The following is an 18930-nucleotide window of genomic DNA, read 5'->3' as shown; positions in this document are numbered from 1 at the left end:
CCGATTGGCAAGGAGACACCGAGATGTTGACCGACCGTGACGAACGTGCCCTGCTGGCCGCCGCCGAGGACCGGATCGCGCGTCCGCTGCGGATCGGGGCCGCACTGGCCCGCGTACGGCGCACCTTGGCGCGGCGGCCGCAGGACCGCGTGCAGGAGCGAGAATCGGTGGCATGTCAGCCAACACGCACTCCGACGACACGCGCTCCGATCCACCCGTGATCGCGGGACTGCTCCTGGCCGCCGGCGGCGGTCGCCGGCTCGGCGGCCGGCCCAAGGCCCTGCTGCCCTACCGCGGCCGCCCGCTGGTGGAGAACGCCGTACGGGTGCTGCGGGAGGCGGGCTGCGGCCCGGTGCACGTGGTCCTCGGCGCCTCGGCGGCCGAGGTCCGCGAGCGGGCCGATCTGAGCGGCTGCGTGGTCGTGGACAACCCGGACTGGGCGGAGGGGATGGGTTCCTCGCTGCGGGTCGGCCTCGCCTCCCTGGCCGGTACGGACGCCGGCGCGGCCCTGGTCTCGCTGGTCGACCAGCCGGGCATCGGCCCGGCGGCGGTGGCCCGGGTGCGGGAGGCCTACCGCTCCCCCGCGAGCCTGGTGGCGGCGGCGTACGGCGGCGAGCGCGGGCATCCCGTGCTGTTCGGCGCGGACCGCTGGGCGGACATCGCGGCGACGGCGACGGGCGACAAGGGCGCGCGGGTCCACCTGGCGCGCCACGCCGGGGAGCTCATGCTGGTGGAGTGCTCGGACGTCGCGGAGGCCTTCGACATCGACACGCCGCCCGACCTGGCACGACTCGCCTGAGCACCGCGTGACGGCAGTGGCACTGAGGGCCACCGGAAAGTGGAATCTGTCGACTCAGAGAATCTCGACGTCAACAAACCATTGAACTTCCACCATGAGGAAATTACTATCCACTGGTCAGAAGCGCCCTGAACCCACAGACGGCGCCCGCGACCGTATTTCGGAACTCTCCACACCCGACGGCACTGCGTGCCGTCTCGCGCGAGCATTCCCCGCGGCCGCCAGGCACCGCCGCTGAAGGAGTGACAGTTATGTCCGCACCAGCGCCGTCCCCGCTGGCCATCGTCGATGCCGAGCCCCTGCCGCGGCAGGACGAAGTCCTCACCGAAGCGGCCCTCGCCTTCGTGGCCGAGCTCCACCGGCGGTTCGCCCCCCGCCGCGCCGAGCTCCTCGCCCGCCGCGGCGAGCGCCGTGCCGAGATCGCCCGGACCTCCACCCTCGACTTCCTCCCGGACACCGCACAGGTCCGCGAGGGTGACTGGAAGGTGGCGCCGGCCCCGGCCGCGCTGAACGACCGCCGTGTGGAGATCACCGGTCCGACGGACCGCAAGATGACCATCAACGCCCTGAACTCGGGCGCGAAGGTCTGGCTCGCCGACTTCGAGGACGCCTCGGCTCCCACCTGGGAGAACGTCGTCCTCGGCCAGCTCAACCTGATCGACGCCTACGAGCGCCGCATCGACTTCACCGACGCCCGCACCGGCAAGTCCTACGCCCTCAAGGCCGCCGAGGAGCTCGCGACCGTCGTCATGCGCCCGCGCGGCTGGCACCTGGAGGAGCGCCACCTGCAGTTCGAGGGCGGCCCGGCCTCCGGCTCGCTCGTCGACTTCGGCCTGTACTTCTTCCACAACGCCAAGCGCCTGATCGGCCTCGGCAAGGGCCCGTACTTCTACCTGCCGAAGACGGAGTCGCACCTTGAGGCGCGCCTCTGGAACGACATCTTCGTCTTCGCCCAGGACTACGTCGGCATCCCGCAGGGCACCGTCCGCGCGACCGTCCTGATCGAGACGATCACCGCCGCGTACGAGATGGACGAGATCCTCTACGAGCTGCGCGACCACGCGGCGGGCCTGAACGCGGGCCGCTGGGACTACCTCTTCTCCATCGTCAAGAACTTCCGCGACGGCGGCGAGAAGTTCGTCCTGCCGGACCGCAACGCGGTGACGATGACCGCCCCCTTCATGCGGGCCTACACCGAACTGCTGGTCCGCACCTGCCACAAGCGCGGCGCCCACGCCATCGGCGGCATGGCGGCCTTCATCCCGTCCCGCAAGGACGCCGAGGTCAACAAGATCGCCTTCGCGAAGGTCAAGGCCGACAAGGACCGCGAGGCGGGCGACGGCTTCGACGGCTCCTGGGTCGCCCACCCCGACCTGGTCCCGATCGCCATGGCCTCCTTCGACGCCGTCCTCGGCGACAAGCCCAACCAGAAGGACCGGCTGCGCGAGGACGTCTCGGTGGCCCCGGGCGAGCTCATCGCGATCGACTCCCTCGACGCGAAGCCGACCTACGAGGGCCTGCGCAACGCGGTCCAGGTCGGCATCCGCTACATCGAGGCCTGGCTGCGCGGCCTCGGCGCGGTCGGCATCTTCGGCCTGATGGAGGACGCGGCCACCGCCGAGATCTCCCGCTCGCAGATCTGGCAGTGGATCAACGCCGGAGTCGTCTTCGAGAACGGCGAGAGGGCCACCGCCGAGCTGACCCGCGAGATGGCGGCCGAGGAACTGACCGCCCTGCGCGCCGAGGTCGGCGAGGAGGCCTTCGCTGCCGGCAAGTGGCAGCAGGCCCACGACCTCTTCCTCAAGGTCTCCCTGGACGCCGACTACGCGGACTTCCTCACGCTCCCCGCGTACGACCAGCTCGTCGGCTGACACCCCGGATCCGGCCGACACGCACAGCGGCCCGACCCGGCCGGCTCCGCCCCCGCTGCCCACGGCACGGGGGCGGAGCCGCGTCCGCCCCACCGACCGCCACCCGCCACCCGCGGTCAGCGGTCAGCGCTTGCGCTTCACCCGCAGCCGCGCGTTCTCGATGAGCGCGCGGGCGTGGTCCGGCGGCCGCTGGTTCGGGATCCAGCCCCGGTCGAGGGCGGCTTCGAGGGGCTCCAGCTGCGCGAGGGCCTCTGCCGCCCCCTCGTGCTCCAGCAGTACGGCTCCCAGCAGGAGGGATGTCTCCAGCGTCTCCGGGGCCTCCGCGCCGAGCAGGTCCGTACGCCCGGCCACCACGCCGCGCAGCAGCGGCGCCGCCTCCTCGCCGCGGCCGCACGAGAACAGGCACAGCGCGAGGTCGTAACTGGCCCGGTGGTACTCCGGGGAGTAGTCCCCGTGGGTGTCCGCGCGCGCCTCCGCTATCCGCCGCAGCGGCACCAGGGCCTCGGTGAGGCGCCCCAGGTGCCACAGCCGGCTGGCCCACGCCCGCAGCGACATGATCGCCTCGTCGTTGTACGGGCCGAGCACCGCGACCCGCTGTTCGGCGAGCTGCTCGCTCAGCTGCAGCGCCTCGCCCACGTCCCCCAGCGCCCACAGGCAGTCCGCCTCCACCCTGCGGGCCCGCAGGGTCGCGTCGGCGTTCGGGCCGTTCACCAGCACCCTGCGGCGGACGACCTCCCGGCTGGAGGCGAGCCCCGCCTCGGGCCGGTTCGACAGCCAGTTGCTCTCGGCGTCCCGCAGCATCCGGTCGGTCTCGGCGTCGTGGGCGGCGAGCCGCTGCCTGGCCCACTGGGTCCCGCGGGCCTCCAGCGGGAACACGTCCAGGACCACGGCGGCGAGTTCGGCGGAGGCCGGCCGGTCCCCCGGGCGCTTCTCCAGCAGTGCGGACACCAGGAGGTCCAGCGCCGCCGGCAGGTCGGGGCGCAGGGCGGAGAGCCGCTCGGGCCGCTGCTCCAGGTGGGCCCTGCGGTAGTCCTCCCGGTCGATGCACGGGCCGAAGGGGCGTACTCCGGTGAGCAGCTCGTACGCGAGGCAGCCGAAGGAGTAGAGGTCCCCCAGGTAGGTGACCGGTCCCCCGTTCCACTGCTCCGGGGGCATGTAGGGGGCGCTGCCGATGGCCTGGCCGGGGGCCGTGAGCTGGGTGAAGGGCTCGGACCCCAGGAGCTTGGCGATGCCGAAGTCGCAGACCTTGACGGAACCGTCCGAGGTGAGCAGCACGTTGGACGGCTTGATGTCCCGGTGCACGATCTCGGCGCCGTGCACGTCGGCGATGCCCTGGACGATCCCGCGCAGGACGGGCGCCGCCCAGCGCCAGGTGCGGTCGGCGATGAAACGGCCCGCGAGTTCCCGGTCCAGGCCGTGCCCCGCCACGTACTCCATCGCCAGGTAGTCGACGTCGCCGTCGGAGCCGGATCCGAGCAGCCGCACGGTGTAGGGGCTCACGACGCGTTCGAGGGCCCGCGCCTCGTGCCGGAAGCGGGCCCGCGCCTCGGGAGAGCCCAGGGACTGCGCGAGGATCGTCTTCACGGCGAGGCCGGTGCCGTTCCTCAGGTCAGTGGCCTGCCAGACCTCGCCCATGCCGCCGCGCCCGAGCAGCCGGTCCAGCCGGTAGCGGCCGTCGAGCGGCCTGCCCTCCAGTGGCCGGCCGGGCACCGTCACACCCGGCCGATCACGGTGTGGACGAGGGGCCGGACGTGCGGGGGCCGGCCGACCACCTGGTAGGCGGGGGCGACGCAGAGGCTGAGCGGCTCGTGCTCGTCGGACCGGGGCCACACCTCGTGCAGGCGGGGGTCGGGGACGTGGCCCAGGCGCAGCTCGAAGTTCCACCGGTGGACGCCGCCCAGTTCCGCGATGCGCGCGCGCAGTTCGGCGGTGTGCCGGTGCAGGTCCGTGACCGGGCCCAGGGGCACCTGCGCGCCCAGCACCCCGGCCGCCGTGCGGTGCCAGTCCTCCTCGGCTGCCGGATGCTCGCCGAGGACGGTGCGGAACAGGGCCGCGGAGAGCCGTACGTGGGCCTCCGCCCGGTAGTGGGGCTGCTCCGCGGCGGCTTCCGCTGCGGAGCGGCAGTGGCCGATGATCCGGTCCCGCAGGGCGCTGTAGGCATGCGAGGTCTCGTGGTGGGCGCTCTCCAGTTCCGTGGTCCGGTCGGCGCGCAGGCCGTGCACCACCTCGTACAGCTTGTCGAGCCGGCCCTTCGCCTCCTCCTGTTCTGCGCGCAGGGACCTGACTTCCGCCCGCAGGGCCTTCACTTCCTGGAACACCCGCCACGGCATGCGCGCGCCGTCCGGCGCGGGGGCGGGGGGTGTGGGCGCGGCGGACGGCACGGGGGGCGTGCCGCCGGGCCACGGGCCCGGTCCTGAGCTCTCCATATCGCGTACCTCTTCTCGTGCTGCCTGCTGCCTACTGCTCGGGGATTCCGGCGAACTCGACGACCGTCTCGCGGCGTTCTCCGGTGCGCGGGTTGACCGCGGCCACACCGATCTCGGTTCCGCCGAAGGTGAAGTACAGGTCCACGCGGCGGTCGTCGACCTTCTCCTCGCCGATCGATTCGGAGATGTCGACCAGGACCGTGCCCAGGCGCCGGGCGCCGGGCGTGTTGACCGTGAGGTCCTTCACCTCGGGTACGGCGTACAGCGCGACCTCCACCTCCGGCTGGTCGGTGGTGAGCGGGACGAAGGTGTAGGTCCGTTCGCTGCCGACCTGTACGGACTCCCCCATGAAGACGAGCGGGTCGAGGACGCCGTCGCGGAAGGCGCCCTGCCCCTTGACCTTGGTGATGGTGAGCGCGCGTACGGCTTCGGACTCCCGGAACACGGCGCCGAACCTGCGCCGCTCGGAGATCTCGACGGCGTAGGTGTTGGACGCGCGCCGGGCGTGCACGACCTCGGGGCGGCAGGCGTAGTGCACGGCGCCGCCGAGCACCGCGCGGGAGGGGTTCGGCGGGATCATCAGCTGGACCCCGGCCGGGAACTCCCGCTCCAGGTGCAGACCGAGCCGGGTCTGGACGTAGTGGGACTGGGCGAATCCGCCGACGAGGATCACGCGCAGGCCGTCGGCGGCGACGACAGGGTCGGCGAGCAGCTCGCGGATCTGGGTGTCCACCAGCTTCACCAGGGGCTCGGTCGTGCCGTGGAAGAGCCCCCGCATGACGTCGGGTTCGATGACGATGTGGTCGTCGACCCCCTGCTGTTCCGCCGCGAGGCGGTCGGTGCCGCCGTGGGGGTCGATGATCCGGCTGGCCTTCAGCGAGATCGGAATGCTGACCGGGCTCTCGCTGTCCCCGCGGAAGTGGGTCTTCATCCGTTCGAAGTCGTCCATCAGCTCCAGGAGCTGGGCCGGGGCCGCCTCCAGGGCCTTGAACGCGGCCTGCCCGAGGCGTGGGGCGAGCACCTGGACCTGGAACCGGCGGTTGATGTAGTTCGAGCCGAGTTTTCCGCCGGAGGGCCGGCGCAGCTGTTCCAGGGACCCGTCGGCCGTGCACCGGTAGGCGGCGATGTCGACCGTGCCGCCCCCGCAGTCGACGACGAGCGTGGCCCTGGAGCCGAGGCCGCCGATTCCGGCGGCGCTGTCCTGGGCGCAGTAGACGGTCGCGGCCTCCGGTTCGGTCACGAGGATCAGCCGGTCGCGGTCGTCGGCGGGGAATCCGGCCAGGCGGGCGGCGTCGCGCATGAGGTTGCGCTGCTCGGGCTCCCAGATGGCGGGGACGGTCAGGCACCAGCGGATGTCCGACTCCATGAATCCGCCGCCGACGACGCGGTCGAGGGCCGCGGCGCGCAGGCGGCGCAGATAGGCCGCGATGAGCGGGACGGCCTGTTCCGGAGTGCCGACGAGCCCGGCCCCGGGGCCCTGGGCGGCGTCCCGGCCCTCGGGGCTCAGCCACATCTTGAAGCCGTGCTCCAGCCTGCCGGGCTCGCCCGCGGCGCCGGCGCGCCGGGCGGCGTACCCCCAGTCCCGGTCGTTGCCGTCGGGGTCCAGGAAGAGGGCGGAGAGGTTCTTCGGGTAGGTGAGGGGCGCGTCGTCCCATTGGTCGGGATAGTCGATCTGGCGCTGGTCGGGCCCTTGCGCGCCGGCCGGCAGCACCGCCCAGGCGAAGCCCGAGCCGTGCGTCCCGAAGTCGATGGCAGCCACAACCCTGTACTTCATGCGTGCCGTCCCCCTCGTCCTCCCCGGTGCCTGCGCTCGCCCGGAAGGGTGCTCATTGTTACACAGGGTGCATGATCTCCGGACTGTCCGTCAGCTGTTCCACGCAGAAGGGGAGTTGACGTGCACCCGAGGGGCTCCGACCCGAACGACCGATCGGTCGTTACTGGTTCGTAACTTGCATGTACCTAGCGGTAACAAGCGGGCCCGTGTCACCTTTCCGATGCCACCGGCCGGCGGTACCCCCACTTCCCAGCCACACGAACGGCGACGCATCCGATACGGACGTTGCCGGCTTCGGCGTGGCCGAGCGCAGGAGTTCCGCAGTGATCGGATTCCGCAACGTCAGCAAGGACCGGGACGCCAGCCGCGTGCGACGGCTGGCCTGTGCCGCCGTGACCGTGCCGCTCGCCGCCGGCGCGCTGCTGGCCGGCGGCCCCGGGACCGCCGTCGCCGCCCCCGGTACCGGGCCCACCGCCGTGGTGTCCATGGGCGACAGCTACATCTCCGGCGAGGGCGGGCGCTGGAAGGGCAACAGCCTGACCAACACCGGCAACCGCAACGGCACCGACCGGGGCTGGGTCAGCGGCAGCACCTACGACCCCGCCAAGGTGTACGGGGCCACGGCCGGGGGCTGTCACCGGTCCGACTCGGCCGAGGTCCGCAGCGCCGGTGCGATCGCCGACGTCGCCGTGAACCTCGCCTGTTCCGGTGCCGTCTCGCAGAACGTGTTCCGCGCCTCCAACGGCGGTGTCTCCTACAAGGGCGAGGCCCCGCAGGCCGACCAGCTGGCCGCGGTGGCCGCGAGCAACAACGTCAAGGTCATCGCCCTGTCCATCGGCGGCAACGACCTGGGCTTCGCCGACATCATCAAGGACTGCGCCCTCGACTTCGTCATCTGGAACTCGTACTGCTACGACGACCAGCAGTACGGCGTCGACCAGAAGATCGACGCGGTCATGGCGGACGTCGGCAAGTCGGTCGACGAGATCCGGGCCGTGATGCGTGGCGCCGGGTACGCCGATTCCTCCTACCGGATCGTGCTCCAGTCCTACCCGTCGCCGATCCCGCGCGGCGCCGAGAACCGGTACACGCAGAGCGACTGGAGCCGGCTCAACACGGGCGGCTGCCCCTTCTGGAACCGGGACTCGGACTGGGCGCGCGACTCGCTCGTGCCGCAGATCGCGAACCGCATCAAGGGCGTCGCCGCCGCCAAGGGCGTGCAGTTCCTGGACCTGCGGGACATGCTCCAGGGACGCGAGGTGTGCGCGAAGTCGAGCAAGCCGGTGAGCGCCACCGTCCCGGCCTCGGGGAAGACGAGCGAGTGGGCGCGGTGGATCGACAACAACGAGTCGCAGGGCCTGATCCAGGAGTCCATGCACCCCAACTACTACGGCCAGCTGGCCGCCGGCCGCTGCCTGGCCCTGGCCGTGGCGCAGCCCGCGGGCTCCGCCTCCAGCTGCAAGAACACCGCGGGCGGCGACCACACCGGGATGTTCCTGACGCCCGCGCCATAGCGGTGAAAACCTGATGATCGACGGCGGTGCGGCTGGCATGCTCTCGCGCATGGCAGTTCGCACCGCACGTCCCAATCTCTACATCTCCGTCGACATCGAGGCCGACGGACCCATTCCAGGACCGTATTCGATGATCAGTTTCGGGGCCGCGGTCGCCGGCCGGCAGGAGGGGGAGACGTATACGGCCGCGGATCCGCAAAGGCGGACCTTCTACCGGGAGTTGCGGCCGATCAGTGACGCGTACGTGCCCGAGGCGCTGGCCGTCAGCGGGCTGGACCGCGACCGGCTGGTCCGGGAGGGCGCCGACCCGGCGGCGGCGATGGCCGAGTTCCGCGCGTGGGTGCGGAAGGTGTCCGCGGACGCCCAGCCGGTGATGTGCGGCTATCCGGCGTCCTTCGACTGGACGTTCCTGTACTGGTACCTGATGCGGTTCGGCGGGGACAGCCCCTTCGGCCACTCCGGGTGCCTCGACATGAAGACCCTCTACGCGACGAAGGCGCGGGTGCCGCTGCGGGCCGCGGTCAAGGGGCGGATGCCCCGTGAACTGCTGTCCCGGCGGCGCCACACGCACCACGCACTCGACGACGCCATCGAGCAGGCCGAGCTGATGAGCAACCTGATGCTCTGGCGGCCCTGACCCGGCGCGCCGTCATGTACGTACGGGCGCACGGCGGTTCGCTCGTACCGGACGCGGCGGTGCGCTCGCCACACCCGCAGTGGGTGGCGAGCGCACCGCCGTGCTTCCCTCTGCCGGTCAGTGGACCGGCACCGGTTCGGGTGCGGCCCCCGAGGCCGCGCCCTTCCTGGCTCCGAGGTGGTTGAAGGCCAGGTTCAGCACGATGGCCACCACGCAGCCGGTGCTGATGCCGGAGTCGAGGACGACCAGCAGGTCCTTCGGGAAGGCGTGGTAGAACTCCGGCGCGGCGATCGGGATCAGGCCGATGCCCACGGAGGCGGCGACGATCAGGGCGTTCTCGCCCTTCTCCATGGCCGCGCCGGCCAGGGTCTGGATGCCGCTGGCGGCCACCGAACCGAACAGGACGATGCCGGCGCCGCCGAGGACGGGCAGCGGGACCACTCCGATGACGGAGGCCGCCATCGGACACAGGCCCAGCAGGATCAGGATGCCGCCGCCCGCGGCGACGACGAAGCGGCTGCGCACCTTGGTCATGGCGACCAGGCCGATGTTCTGGGCGAAGGCGCTGCACATGAACCCGTTGAAGAGCGGGCTGATCGCGCTGCCGAGGGTGTCGGCGCGCAGGCCTCCCGCGATGGCCTGCTCGTCCGCGGGCCGCCCGACGATCTTGCCCAGTGCCAGGATGTCGGCGGTGGACTCGGTCATGCAGACGAGCATGACGATGCACATCGAGACGATCGCGGCGACCTGGAACTGCGGGGCGCCGAAGTGGAAGGGGGTCGGGAAGCCGACCACCGAGGCGTTCTTGACGGCGTCGAAGCTGGTCATCCCCAGCGGAAGGGCGATCAGGGTGCCCGCGACCAGGCCGAGCAGGATGGAGATCTGCTGGAGGAAGCCGCGCAGGAACTTGCGCATGAGCAGGACGATCACCAGGGTGACGGCGGCCATGCCGATGTTCTGCATCGAGCCGTAGTCGGTGGCGGTGCGGTTGCCGCCCTGCGACCAGTTGAAGGCGACGGGCAGGAGCGAGACGCCGATCAGGGTGATGACCGTACCCGTGACGACGGGCGGGAAGAAGCGGACGAGCTTGCCGAAGTAGGGGGCGGCCACGAAGCCGATGGCCCCGGCGACGGTGATCGCTCCGAAGATGACGGGGAGGGCGTCCGCGCCCTCCCCCTTCCCTATCGCGATCATCGGGGTCACGCCGGCGAAGGAGACGCCGTTGACGAAGGGGAGTCTGGCGCCGACCTTCCAGAACCCGAGGGTCTGCAGGAGGGTGGCGAGGCCGGCGGTGAAGAGCGAGGCGCCCATCAGGAAGGCGGTCTCGGTGGCGGAGAGTCCGACCGCCGGTCCGACGATCATGGGCGGGGCGACAACACCCGCGTACATGGCGGCCACGTGCTGGAGGCCGCTGGTGAACATCTTCAGAGGAGGCAGGGTCTCGTCGACCGGGTGCTTCTCCTCCGGTACTGCGACTGCGTCTTTGCGAAACCTGGGCGGGTTGGCCACGGCTTCCTCCGGTCGGGTAACACGTCGGCAGGGACGTGGGTGTCATGGAGGTGGTGCGAAAGCGGTGCGAGTCGAGCGCTTATGAAGTTGTGGGTGGAGCCACTTCTTGTCCCAAGGGGTGCAGAAACGATTCGCCCAATCGCCGCTTCCGCGATGCGCCATGGCGCTGGTGGCACGAGTCACCGCTCCCGGGGACGCCTTCGGATTTCCTCGGGCGCCTCCCGGGAACGGCTGCCCACGGACCCCGCTCGGGTCCGCGGCGGCCGGCCGGGGGCCGTCCCCCCCGGCCGGACTCCGGGGGATCAGGCCTGCGCGATCCGCGCGAGGCGCTGGGCCTCTTCCCGCGTGGACACCGCGATGGCGTCCTCGTCGGCGAAGAGCAGCCGGTCGTTCTCGACGATCTGCTTGCCGTTGACGAACGAGGCCGTCACCGGGGCGGCCGCACCGAAGACCAGAGCGGTCACCGGGTCGGCGATCGAGGAGTGCAGGAAGGTGTTCAGGTTCCACAGGACCAGGTCGGCGCACTTGCCGACCTCCAGCGAACCGATGTTGTCGGCGCGGCCGAGGACCTGCGCGCCGCCGTAGGTGCCGAGGCGCAGGGCCTGGCGGGCGTTGAGCGCGGCCTCGCGGTGCACCGGGTTCAGACGGTTGATCAGCAGCGCGTTGCGCAGCTCGGTGTGGAGCTCACCGGACTCGTTGGAGGCGGTGCCGTCCACGCCGAGGCCGACCGGGACGCCGGCGGCCAGCATGTCCGGGACGCGGGCGATGCCGGCGGCCAGACGGGCGTTGGAGGACGGGCAGTGCGCGACACCGGTCTTGGTGCGCGCGAACGCGGCGATGTCGGAGTCGTTCATGTGGACGCTGTGCGCCATCCACACGTCCTCGCCGAGCCAGCCGGTCGACTCGAAGTAGTCGGTGGGGCCCATGCCGAAGAGCTCGTGGCAGAACTTCTCCTCCTCGACCGTCTCGCTGCCGTGGGTGTGCATGCGCACACCGAGGCGGCGGGCCAGCTCGGCGCCCTGCTTGAGCAGCTCGGTGGAGACCGAGAAGGGGGAGCAGGGGGCGACGGCGACCTGGGTCATCGAGTCGAAGGAGGCGTCGTGGAACTTCTTGACGGTCGCCTCGGTGTCGGCCAGCGCGCCTTCGAGGGTCTCGACGGCGTGGTCCGGCGGCAGGCCGCCGTCCTTCTCGCTGCGGTCCATGGAGCCGCGGGCGAGGGTGAAGCGGACGCCCATCTCGGACGCGGCGCGGATGATCGAGCCGGAGAGGTCGCCGGAGCCCTTGGGGAAGACGTAGTGGTGGTCCATCGCGGTGGTCACACCGCCCTTGGCCATCGCGGCGAGGGAGCCCTGCGCGGCCGTGTACGTCATCTGCTCGTCGATGCGCGCCCACGTCGGGTACAGCGCGACCAGCCAGTTGAAGAGGTTGTGGTCGGTGGCCAGACCACGCGTGATCCACTGGTAGAAGTGGTGGTGCGTGTTGACCAGACCGGGGGTCACGAGGTGCCCGGTGCCGTCGATGCGGCGGACCACGTTCTCGAGGTTCTCGGGGGCCTTGCCCGCACCGATGAACTCGATCTTGTTGCCTGCGACGACGATGTGGCCCGAAGCGTATTCGGTGTCATTGGCGTCGACGGTCGCGATCGCACAGTTCTCGATGACGATGCGCTCGACGGCGCTGTCATGGGCTGCCGATGCTGCCATGGGACTTCCTCGTGCTTTCAGTGGCGGTACGGGCACGGCAAGACCCAGGGGATTTGAGTGCCGGAGCCGGGGCCTTGGCAGCTGACAGTACTGCCGCCCCATGTGGTGCGTCCGGGTGCCGATTCAGGAAGTTGGGTCGTGTCGCGCGGTCCCGGGGCCACTGCGGAGAGCCCCGGGACGCGCGTGCCGCGCTCTTAGAGGTTGGTCATGTCCACCGGGATGCGCGCGTCGGCGCCGTCCCGCAGGATCGTGGCCTCGATCAGACCGTACGGACGGTCCGCGGCGAAGTACACCTCGTTGTCGTTCTTGAGGCCGAAGGGCTCCAGGTCGACGAGGAAGTGGTGCTTGTTCGGGAGCGAGAAGCGGACCTCGTCGATCTCCGAACGGTGGTTGATGATGCGCGAACCCATCTGGTACAGGGTCTGCTGCAGCGACAGGGAGTAGGTCTCCGCGAAGGCCTGCAGCATGTGCTTGCGGGTCTCGGCGTAGGACTTCTCCCAGTTGGGCATCCGCTGCTCGTCGTCCGACCAGTTGAAGCGCCAGCGGCTCGACACCTGGGTGGCCAGGATGCGGTCGTACGCCTCCTGCAGGGTCGTGTACTTGTCCTTCACGTAACCCCAGAACTCGGAGTTCGTGGAGTTCATGACGACCAGGTCCTTGAGGCCGGAGATGACCTCCCAGTTCTGGCCGTCGTACGTGATCTGGGTGACGCGGGTCTCCTGGCCCTGGCGGACGAAGGAGTGCTTCACCTCGTCGGCGCCGATGAACTTCGAGTTGGCGTCGGACGTGGCGATCCGGTCCCAGCCGTACTCCTCGATCCGGATGCGCGCACGCTGGATCGGCTCCTGGCTGTTCACGAACCAGCGCGCCAGGTGGATGCCGAACTGCTCGGCGGACTCGATGCCGTACTCCTTGGCGAACGCGTACACCGTGTTCTTGGTGGTGTCCGTCGGCAGGACGTTGGCGTTCGAGCCGGAGTAGTGGACGTCGTCCATGTCGCCGGAGAGGGCGACCGAGACGTTCAGGTCCTTGATGTGGTGGGTGTCGCCGTCCCGCGTGATCTTGACGACGCGGTTCTCTGCTTTGCCGTACTGGTTCTGGCCCAGAATCGTGGCCATGCTAGCTCCCTCGGTAAACGGAGTAGCCGAACGGGTTGAGCAGCAGCGGTACGTGGTAGTGCTCGCCCGGGTTCACCGCGAACGTGATGGTGACCTCGGGGAAGAACGTAGCGCTGTCCCTTACGCGGGGGGCGTCCTGCTGCGCCTCGGCTTGCTTCTTTGAGAAGTACGTCTCGGTCTCGAAGTCGAGACGTACGTGGGTGGTGCCCTCCGGCAGCGCCGGCAGGTCCTTGCAGCGCCCGTCCGCATCGGTGGCGGATCCGCCCAGGGCCGCCCACTCGCCGTCGAGTCCCGTACGGGCCGACAGGGAGATGGCGACGCCCTCGGCGGGCTTGCCGATGCTGGTGTCCAGGATGTGCGTGGACACCGACGCGGTGGTCTCGGTGCTCATGGTCGGTCTCACTCTCCTTCTACGAGGCGGGTCAGGCGGATCCGGTTGATCTTGACGAGCTCGCCGCGGGCGGTTTCCCGCTCCTGCTCCGGCGAGTTGCCGATCCGGACCTTGACCGCGTCCCGCATGAACTCACCGGTCGCACCGGTGGCGCAGATGAGGAAGACGTGGCCGAACTTCTCCTGGTAGGCCAGGTTCAGTTCGAGGAGTTCGTTCCTGAGCTCCTCAGAGGCACCGGCCATACCGCGCTGCTCGCGGGCGGAGGTCGGGTCTCCCGGCTTCGGCCGGCCGATCGGCGCGTGGCCTCCCATCGCTTCGGCCAGGTCCTCCGCGGTGAGCTCCGCCATGGCGGTCTCGTTCGCGGCGAACAGGGATTCCACGGTGGCGAAGGGGCGCTGGGCGAGCATCTTGCTCCCCCACGCCGAGCTGGCGCACACCTCGTGCAGCTCGGCCGTGGCCGCACTGTCGTCCAAGGTGTTGATCCGGGTGAGACCCGGGGTCGGACTCGAAGTCACGGTAGGCCTCCGTGGCCTGTTGTTGCTTTGACGGGCTGCGCATAGCTAACGCTCTCCACAACACGGCGTCAACACTTTGTTGAAACTTCCCGTACACAAAAGCCGCCGCCCGGGTGAATTGGGCGGCGGCTCGTCACTGTGGGTCAGGCGATGTTCACGCTTGGCTGTTTTTGCTGGGGTTTTCCCTGTTCAAGTAGTTGTAAACCGTGAAGCGGCTTACCCCCAGGGCGCCCGCGACCGTTTCCACACCGTGCCGGACGGAGAAGGCGCCGCGCGCCTCCAGTATCCGCACGACGTCCTGCTTGGACTTCCGGTCGAGCTGCGACAACGGTACGCCGTGCCGGCGCTCCAGCGCGGCGAGGATGTGGTCGAGCGAGTCCGAGAGCTGGGGCAGGCGCACCGCGAGCAGGTCCTGACCCTCCCAGCTGAGCACGACGTCGTCGGGCGTGGCCTGGGCCGGGTCCATCAGCTCGCCGCCCATGGCGTCCACGAGCGGCTTGACCGCGGTGACGAACGGGTGGTCGCGGGGCTCGGTCATGGCGTCTCCTCGCCGATCACGTTGACCTGGAGGGTGACGCGCGTGGCCCCGGCCTCCAGGGAGTCGCGCAGCAGCGCGGTCACCGCGGACAGCACCCGGTCGGCCTCACCCTCCGCGGTGTTGCCGAACGGGCCGACGTCCACCGCCTCCAGCTGGGCCTTCTGGATGACCTCGCGAGCCGCCACGGCGTGGTCGGGGGCCTCTTCGAGATCGAAGGGCTCGGTCGTGAACTCCACTCTCAATCGCACGCCGTCAAGCTACCGCGCTGTCTCGATTTTTCGGGAGTCCGCACTTGACATCCGCGCGGAACCCCATGCAGTCTTCCATCAAGCAGAAAATAACTTCCGCAATACGGAAGGAGCGCACACCCCTCATGGGATACACGGACCAGCGCTTCGATGTGAACCTGTCGATCCTCTTCACGGAACTCCCGCTCCTGGAGCGCCCCGCGGCTGCCGCCGCGGCGGGCTTCACGGCGGTCGAGCTGTGGTGGCCCTGGATCGAGACCCCCACCCCCGCTCAGGAGGAGCTCGACGCCCTCAAGAAGGCTCTTGAGGACGCCGGCACCCAGCTGGTGGGCCTGAACTTCTACGCCGGCCAGCTGCCGGGCCCGGACCGCGGCGCGGTCTCGGTACCCGGTGAGGAGTCGGAGCGCTTCAACGCCAACATCAACGTGGCCGCGGACTTCGCCGCCTCGGTCGGCTGCAAGGCGCTGAACGCCCTCTACGGCAACCGCGTCGAAGGCGTGGACCCGGCCGTCCAGGACGAGCTGGCCCTCAAGAACCTGGTCGTGGCCGCACAGGCCGCCGACCGTGTGGGCGCGATCCTCCTGATCGAGACCCTCAACAAGCCCGAGTCGCCGCTCTACCCGCTGGTGAGCGCCCCGGCCGGCATCGAGGTGGTGGACAAGGTGAACGAGGCCACCGGCCTCGGCAACGCCAAGTTCCTGCTCGACCTGTACCACCTGGCGATGAACGATGAGGACCTCTCCGAGGTCATCGAAAAGTACGCCGCCAAGACCGGGCACGTCCAGATCGCGGACAAGCCGGGACGAGGTGCTCCGGGCACCGGCGAGCTGCCCCTCGAGGAGCTGCTCGACCAGCTGAAGAAGGCCGGATACGAGGGCTACGTGGGCCTCGAGTACAAGGCCGCCGATGCCGCCGCCTCCTTCGCATGGCTGCCGGCCGAGGCCCGCGCCGCCAAGTAAGAGGACGAAGTCCGGGCGATCAGCCAGGCACCTCACGCACTTTTCGTACGAAGCATTAAGAGAAGGACCCTCATCATGAGCAACCTCCCCAAGATCGCCTGGATCGGTCTCGGAATCATGGGCTCCCCCATGGCCGAGAACCTGCTGAAGGCCGGCTACTCGGTCACCGGCTTCACCCTGGAGCAGGACAAGCTGGACCGCCTGGCGGCCGCCGGCGGCACCGCGGCCGGCTCGATCGCCGAGGCCGTCAAGGACGCCGACGTGATCATCACAATGGTGCCCGCCTCCCCGCAGGTCGAGGCCATCAACTACGGTCCCGAGGGCATCCTCGAGAACGCCAGGTCGGGCGCGCTGATCGTGGACATGTCCTCGATCACCCCGCAGACCTCCGTGGACCTGGCGAAGAACGCCGCCGAGAAGGGCATCCGCGTCATCGACGCCCCGGTGTCCGGCGGCGAGGCCGGCGCCATCGAGGCCGTCCTGTCGATCATGGTGGGTGGCGAGAAGGCCGACTTCGACTCGGCGCTGCCGATCCTGGAGGCCCTCGGCAAGACCATCGTCCTGTGCGGCCCGCACGGCTCCGGCCAGACGGTGAAGGCCGCCAACCAGCTCATCGTCGCGGTCAACATCCAGGCGTGCGCCGAGGCCGTCGTCTTCCTCGAGAAGTCGGGCGTGGACCTCCAGGCCGCCCTCGACGTCCTCAACGGCGGTCTGGCCGGCTCCACGGTCCTGACCCGCAAGAAGGACAACTTCCTGAACCGCGACTTCAAGCCCGGCTTCCGGATCGACCTGCACCACAAGGACATGGGCATCGTCACCGACGCCGCCCGCAACGTCGGTGCGGCCCTCCCGGTCGGCGCGGTCGTCGCCCAGCTGGTCGCCTCGCTGCGCGCCCAGGGTGACGGCGGCCTGGACCACTCGGCCCTGCTGCGCGCCGTCGAGCGCCTCTCCGGCGCCCAGGTCTGAGGTCCCCCGCCGGGCCCTCGCAGGGCCCGGCCCGTCCCCTCGTAGGAGGGGGCACTGAGTCTCCGGACGGTGCCGGTGCTGACACCTGTCCTGTCGCGCCCAAGCGCCGGCACCGTCCGGGTCACCTCTCCCCACAACTTCGTTCAACAAACTGTTGACGTTTAGTTCTTGCCGAATTTAGGCTGTTCCGCATGACGGAAGACGCTTTCCGTCAGCAGTTACCCGTACGGAAGGTCACCATGTCGAAGCGCACGCTGACGACCGAGTCCGGCGCCCCGGTCGCCGACAATCAGAACTCCGCCACCGCCGGCGTCGGTGGCCCGCTCCTGATCCAGGACCAGCAGCTCCTGGAGAAGCTCGCCCGCTTCAACCGCGAGCGCATCCCGGAGCGCGTGGTGCACGCCCGCGGCTCGGCCGCGTACGGCTACTTCGAGGTGACCGACGACGTCACCGCGTACACCAGCGCCGCCTTCCTGAACACGGTCGGCAAGAAGACCGAGACCTTCCTGCGGTTCTCCACCGTCGCCGACTCCCTCGGCGGCGCGGACGCGGTGCGCGACCCCCGCGGCTTCGCGCTGAAGTTCTACACCGAAGAGGGCAACTACGACCTCGTCGGCAACAACACCCCGGTGTTCTTCATCAAGGACCCGATCAAGTTCCCCGACTTCATCCACTCCCAGAAGCGCGACCCCTTCACGGGCAAGCAGGAGCCGGACAACGTCTGGGACTTCTGGGCGCACGCCCCCGAGGCCACGCACCAGATCACCTGGCTGATGGGTGACCGCGGCATCCCCGCGTCGTACCGTCACATGAACGGCTACGGCTCCCACACCTACCAGTGGACGAACGAGCAGGGCGAGGCCTTCTTCGTCAAGTACCACTTCAAGACGAACCAGGGCATCCGCTGCCTCTCCGGCGAGCAGGCCGCCGAGCTCGTCGGCAAGGACGCCAACTCGCACCAGACCGACCTGCTCCAGGCGATCGAGCGCGGTGTGAACCCGAGCTGGACCCTCTACGTCCAGATCATGCCGGCCGCCGAGGCCGCGGACTACCGCTTCAACCCGTTCGACCTCACCAAGGTGTGGCCGCACGCCGACTACCCGCTGCAGCGCGTGGGCCGCCTGGTCCTCGACCGCAACCCGGACAACGTCTTCGCCGAGGTCGAGCAGTCCGCGTTCTCCCCGAACAACTTCGTCCCGGGCATCACCGCCTCGCCGGACAAGATGCTCCAGGGCCGCCTGTTCGCCTACGCCGACGCCCAGCGCTACCGCCTCGGTGTGAACCACACCGTGCTGCCGGTCAACGCCCCGAAGGCGACGAAGGCCGACAACTACGGCCGCGACGGCGTCATGGCGCTGCGCAACGGCTCGCGCCACGACAAGAACTACGAGCCCAACTCGTACCAGGGCCCGGCCGAGACCGGTCTGGCACTGGGCGCCCCGAAGGCCGTCTCCGGCTACACGGGCACCCACGAGGCCCCGGCCCACACCAAGGACGACGACTTCTTCCAGGCCGGTGAGCTCTACCGCCTGATGTCGGAGGCCGAGAAGCAGCGTCTGGTGGCGAACATCGCCGGCGGCCTGTCTCAGGTCACCCTCGAGGACGTCATCGAGAAGAACCTGGCTCACTTCCACGCCGCCGACGCCGACTACGGCCGTCGCGTCGAGGAGGCCGTCCGCGCCCTGCGCGACGCCTGAGCCGCACAGATGTACCGGGGGCCTGACGGGAGGTCAGGCCCCGGGTGCTGAGCCCGACCCGTGGACCCGGATGAGGGGTGGTACGCGGCGAGGGCAGGACGAGGACCGTGGCAGGCGTGCGAGCCAGTGCGGTGGTAATGGGTTCCGAGGCCCGTCTCTTGACCTGAGGGAGACGACGCCGGAGTTCTCGTCGCCCGCCCGCCACGGTCCCAGCCACTCCTCTTCTCACAGGGGCTACGCACAGAGCCCCCTGCGGGAAGAGGAG

General features: G+C 69.9%; 17 protein-coding genes. 7 read left to right on the top strand and 10 right to left on the bottom strand.

Annotated elements, in window-relative coordinates; translation table 11 throughout:
• The first annotated feature begins 172 nt into the window (after positions 1-172).
• Both IG86_RS0131945 and aceB read left to right on the top strand, forming a co-directional pair.
• The gene (locus IG86_RS0131945) at positions 173-799 is read left to right on the top strand and encodes a nucleotidyltransferase family protein (protein ID WP_030822382.1); all 627 of its coding nucleotides are present in this window, start codon (positions 173-175) and stop codon (positions 797-799) included.
• A gap of 251 nt (positions 800-1050) precedes the next feature.
• The gene (gene aceB, locus IG86_RS0131940; protein WP_030822379.1) at positions 1051-2670 is read left to right on the top strand and encodes a malate synthase A; all 1620 of its coding nucleotides are present in this window, start codon (positions 1051-1053) and stop codon (positions 2668-2670) included.
• 123 nt (positions 2671-2793) lie between these two features.
• Here aceB and IG86_RS40295 read toward each other — a convergent pair whose 3' ends face one another.
• The 3 genes from IG86_RS40295 to IG86_RS0131925 form a co-directional block, all read right to left on the bottom strand.
• Entirely contained in the window at positions 2794-4380 is a 1587-nt protein-coding gene (locus tag IG86_RS40295; protein ID WP_157854947.1) for a serine/threonine-protein kinase, read from the bottom strand.
• 2 nt (positions 4381-4382) lie between these two features.
• Entirely contained in the window at positions 4383-4988 is a 606-nt protein-coding gene (locus IG86_RS43295; RefSeq protein WP_157854946.1) for a hypothetical protein, read from the bottom strand.
• 139 nt (positions 4989-5127) lie between these two features.
• A complete protein-coding gene (locus tag IG86_RS0131925; protein WP_157854945.1) occupies positions 5128-6870 on the bottom strand; it encodes an Hsp70 family protein in 1743 nt (580 codons plus the stop codon).
• A 323-nt stretch (positions 6871-7193) separates the two neighbouring features.
• Between IG86_RS0131925 and IG86_RS0131920 the strand changes: the two genes are divergently transcribed.
• A complete protein-coding gene (locus IG86_RS0131920; RefSeq protein WP_244306183.1) occupies positions 7194-8384 on the top strand; it encodes a GDSL-type esterase/lipase family protein in 1191 nt (396 codons plus the stop codon).
• Between the two features lie 49 nt (positions 8385-8433).
• Positions 8434-9021: a 3'-5' exonuclease gene (locus IG86_RS0131915; RefSeq protein ID WP_030822365.1), complete on the top strand. Its 588-nt coding sequence runs from the start codon at positions 8434-8436 to the stop codon at positions 9019-9021.
• A gap of 117 nt (positions 9022-9138) precedes the next feature.
• Here the strand turns inward: IG86_RS0131915 and IG86_RS0131910 are convergent, their stop codons facing one another.
• The 7 genes from IG86_RS0131910 to IG86_RS0131880 form a co-directional block, all read right to left on the bottom strand.
• Positions 9139-10530 (bottom strand): nucleobase:cation symporter-2 family protein, encoded by a 1392-nt coding sequence (locus tag IG86_RS0131910; RefSeq protein ID WP_078906102.1) that lies wholly within the window; start codon positions 10528-10530, stop codon positions 9139-9141.
• A 302-nt stretch (positions 10531-10832) separates the two neighbouring features.
• Positions 10833-12233 carry an 8-oxoguanine deaminase gene (locus IG86_RS0131905; protein ID WP_030901528.1) on the bottom strand — a complete coding sequence of 467 codons (1401 nt, stop codon included), beginning with the start codon at positions 12231-12233 and terminating at the stop codon, positions 10833-10835.
• A 194-nt stretch (positions 12234-12427) separates the two neighbouring features.
• Entirely contained in the window at positions 12428-13351 is a 924-nt protein-coding gene (pucL, locus tag IG86_RS0131900; protein WP_030822359.1) for a factor-independent urate hydroxylase, read from the bottom strand.
• 1 nt (position 13352) lies between these two features.
• Positions 13353-13742: a hydroxyisourate hydrolase gene (gene uraH / locus IG86_RS0131895; protein WP_030822356.1), complete on the bottom strand. Its 390-nt coding sequence runs from the start codon at positions 13740-13742 to the stop codon at positions 13353-13355.
• A gap of 8 nt (positions 13743-13750) precedes the next feature.
• A complete protein-coding gene (uraD, locus tag IG86_RS0131890) occupies positions 13751-14257 on the bottom strand; it encodes a 2-oxo-4-hydroxy-4-carboxy-5-ureidoimidazoline decarboxylase (protein WP_030822354.1) in 507 nt (168 codons plus the stop codon).
• Between the two features lie 154 nt (positions 14258-14411).
• On the bottom strand, positions 14412-14795 hold the full coding sequence (locus IG86_RS0131885) for a helix-turn-helix domain-containing protein (protein ID WP_030822351.1): 384 nt from the start codon (positions 14793-14795) through the stop codon (positions 14412-14414).
• Positions 14792-15043: a thiamine-binding protein gene (locus IG86_RS0131880; RefSeq protein WP_078848537.1), complete on the bottom strand. Its 252-nt coding sequence runs from the start codon at positions 15041-15043 to the stop codon at positions 14792-14794. Before IG86_RS0131880 ends, IG86_RS0131885 begins: the two co-directional genes overlap by 4 nt.
• A 125-nt stretch (positions 15044-15168) precedes the next feature.
• Here IG86_RS0131880 and IG86_RS0131875 point away from each other — a divergent pair, with 125 nt between their 5' ends.
• From IG86_RS0131875 to IG86_RS0131865, 3 genes are all read left to right on the top strand, one after another.
• On the top strand, positions 15169-16002 hold the full coding sequence (locus tag IG86_RS0131875) for a TIM barrel protein (RefSeq protein ID WP_030656704.1): 834 nt from the start codon (positions 15169-15171) through the stop codon (positions 16000-16002).
• A gap of 75 nt (positions 16003-16077) precedes the next feature.
• Positions 16078-16968: a 2-hydroxy-3-oxopropionate reductase gene (locus tag IG86_RS0131870; RefSeq protein ID WP_030822346.1), complete on the top strand. Its 891-nt coding sequence runs from the start codon at positions 16078-16080 to the stop codon at positions 16966-16968.
• A 239-nt stretch (positions 16969-17207) separates the two neighbouring features.
• Entirely contained in the window at positions 17208-18665 is a 1458-nt protein-coding gene (locus tag IG86_RS0131865) for a catalase (protein WP_030822343.1), read from the top strand.
• Positions 18666-18930 lie beyond the last annotated feature (265 nt).

Source organism: Streptomyces virginiae (assembly GCF_000720455.1).
GTDB lineage: Bacteria > Actinomycetota > Actinomycetes > Streptomycetales > Streptomycetaceae > Streptomyces > Streptomyces virginiae.
Note: the sequence above shows the minus strand (reverse complement) of the source record. Positions and strands in the feature narration are given on the sequence as shown.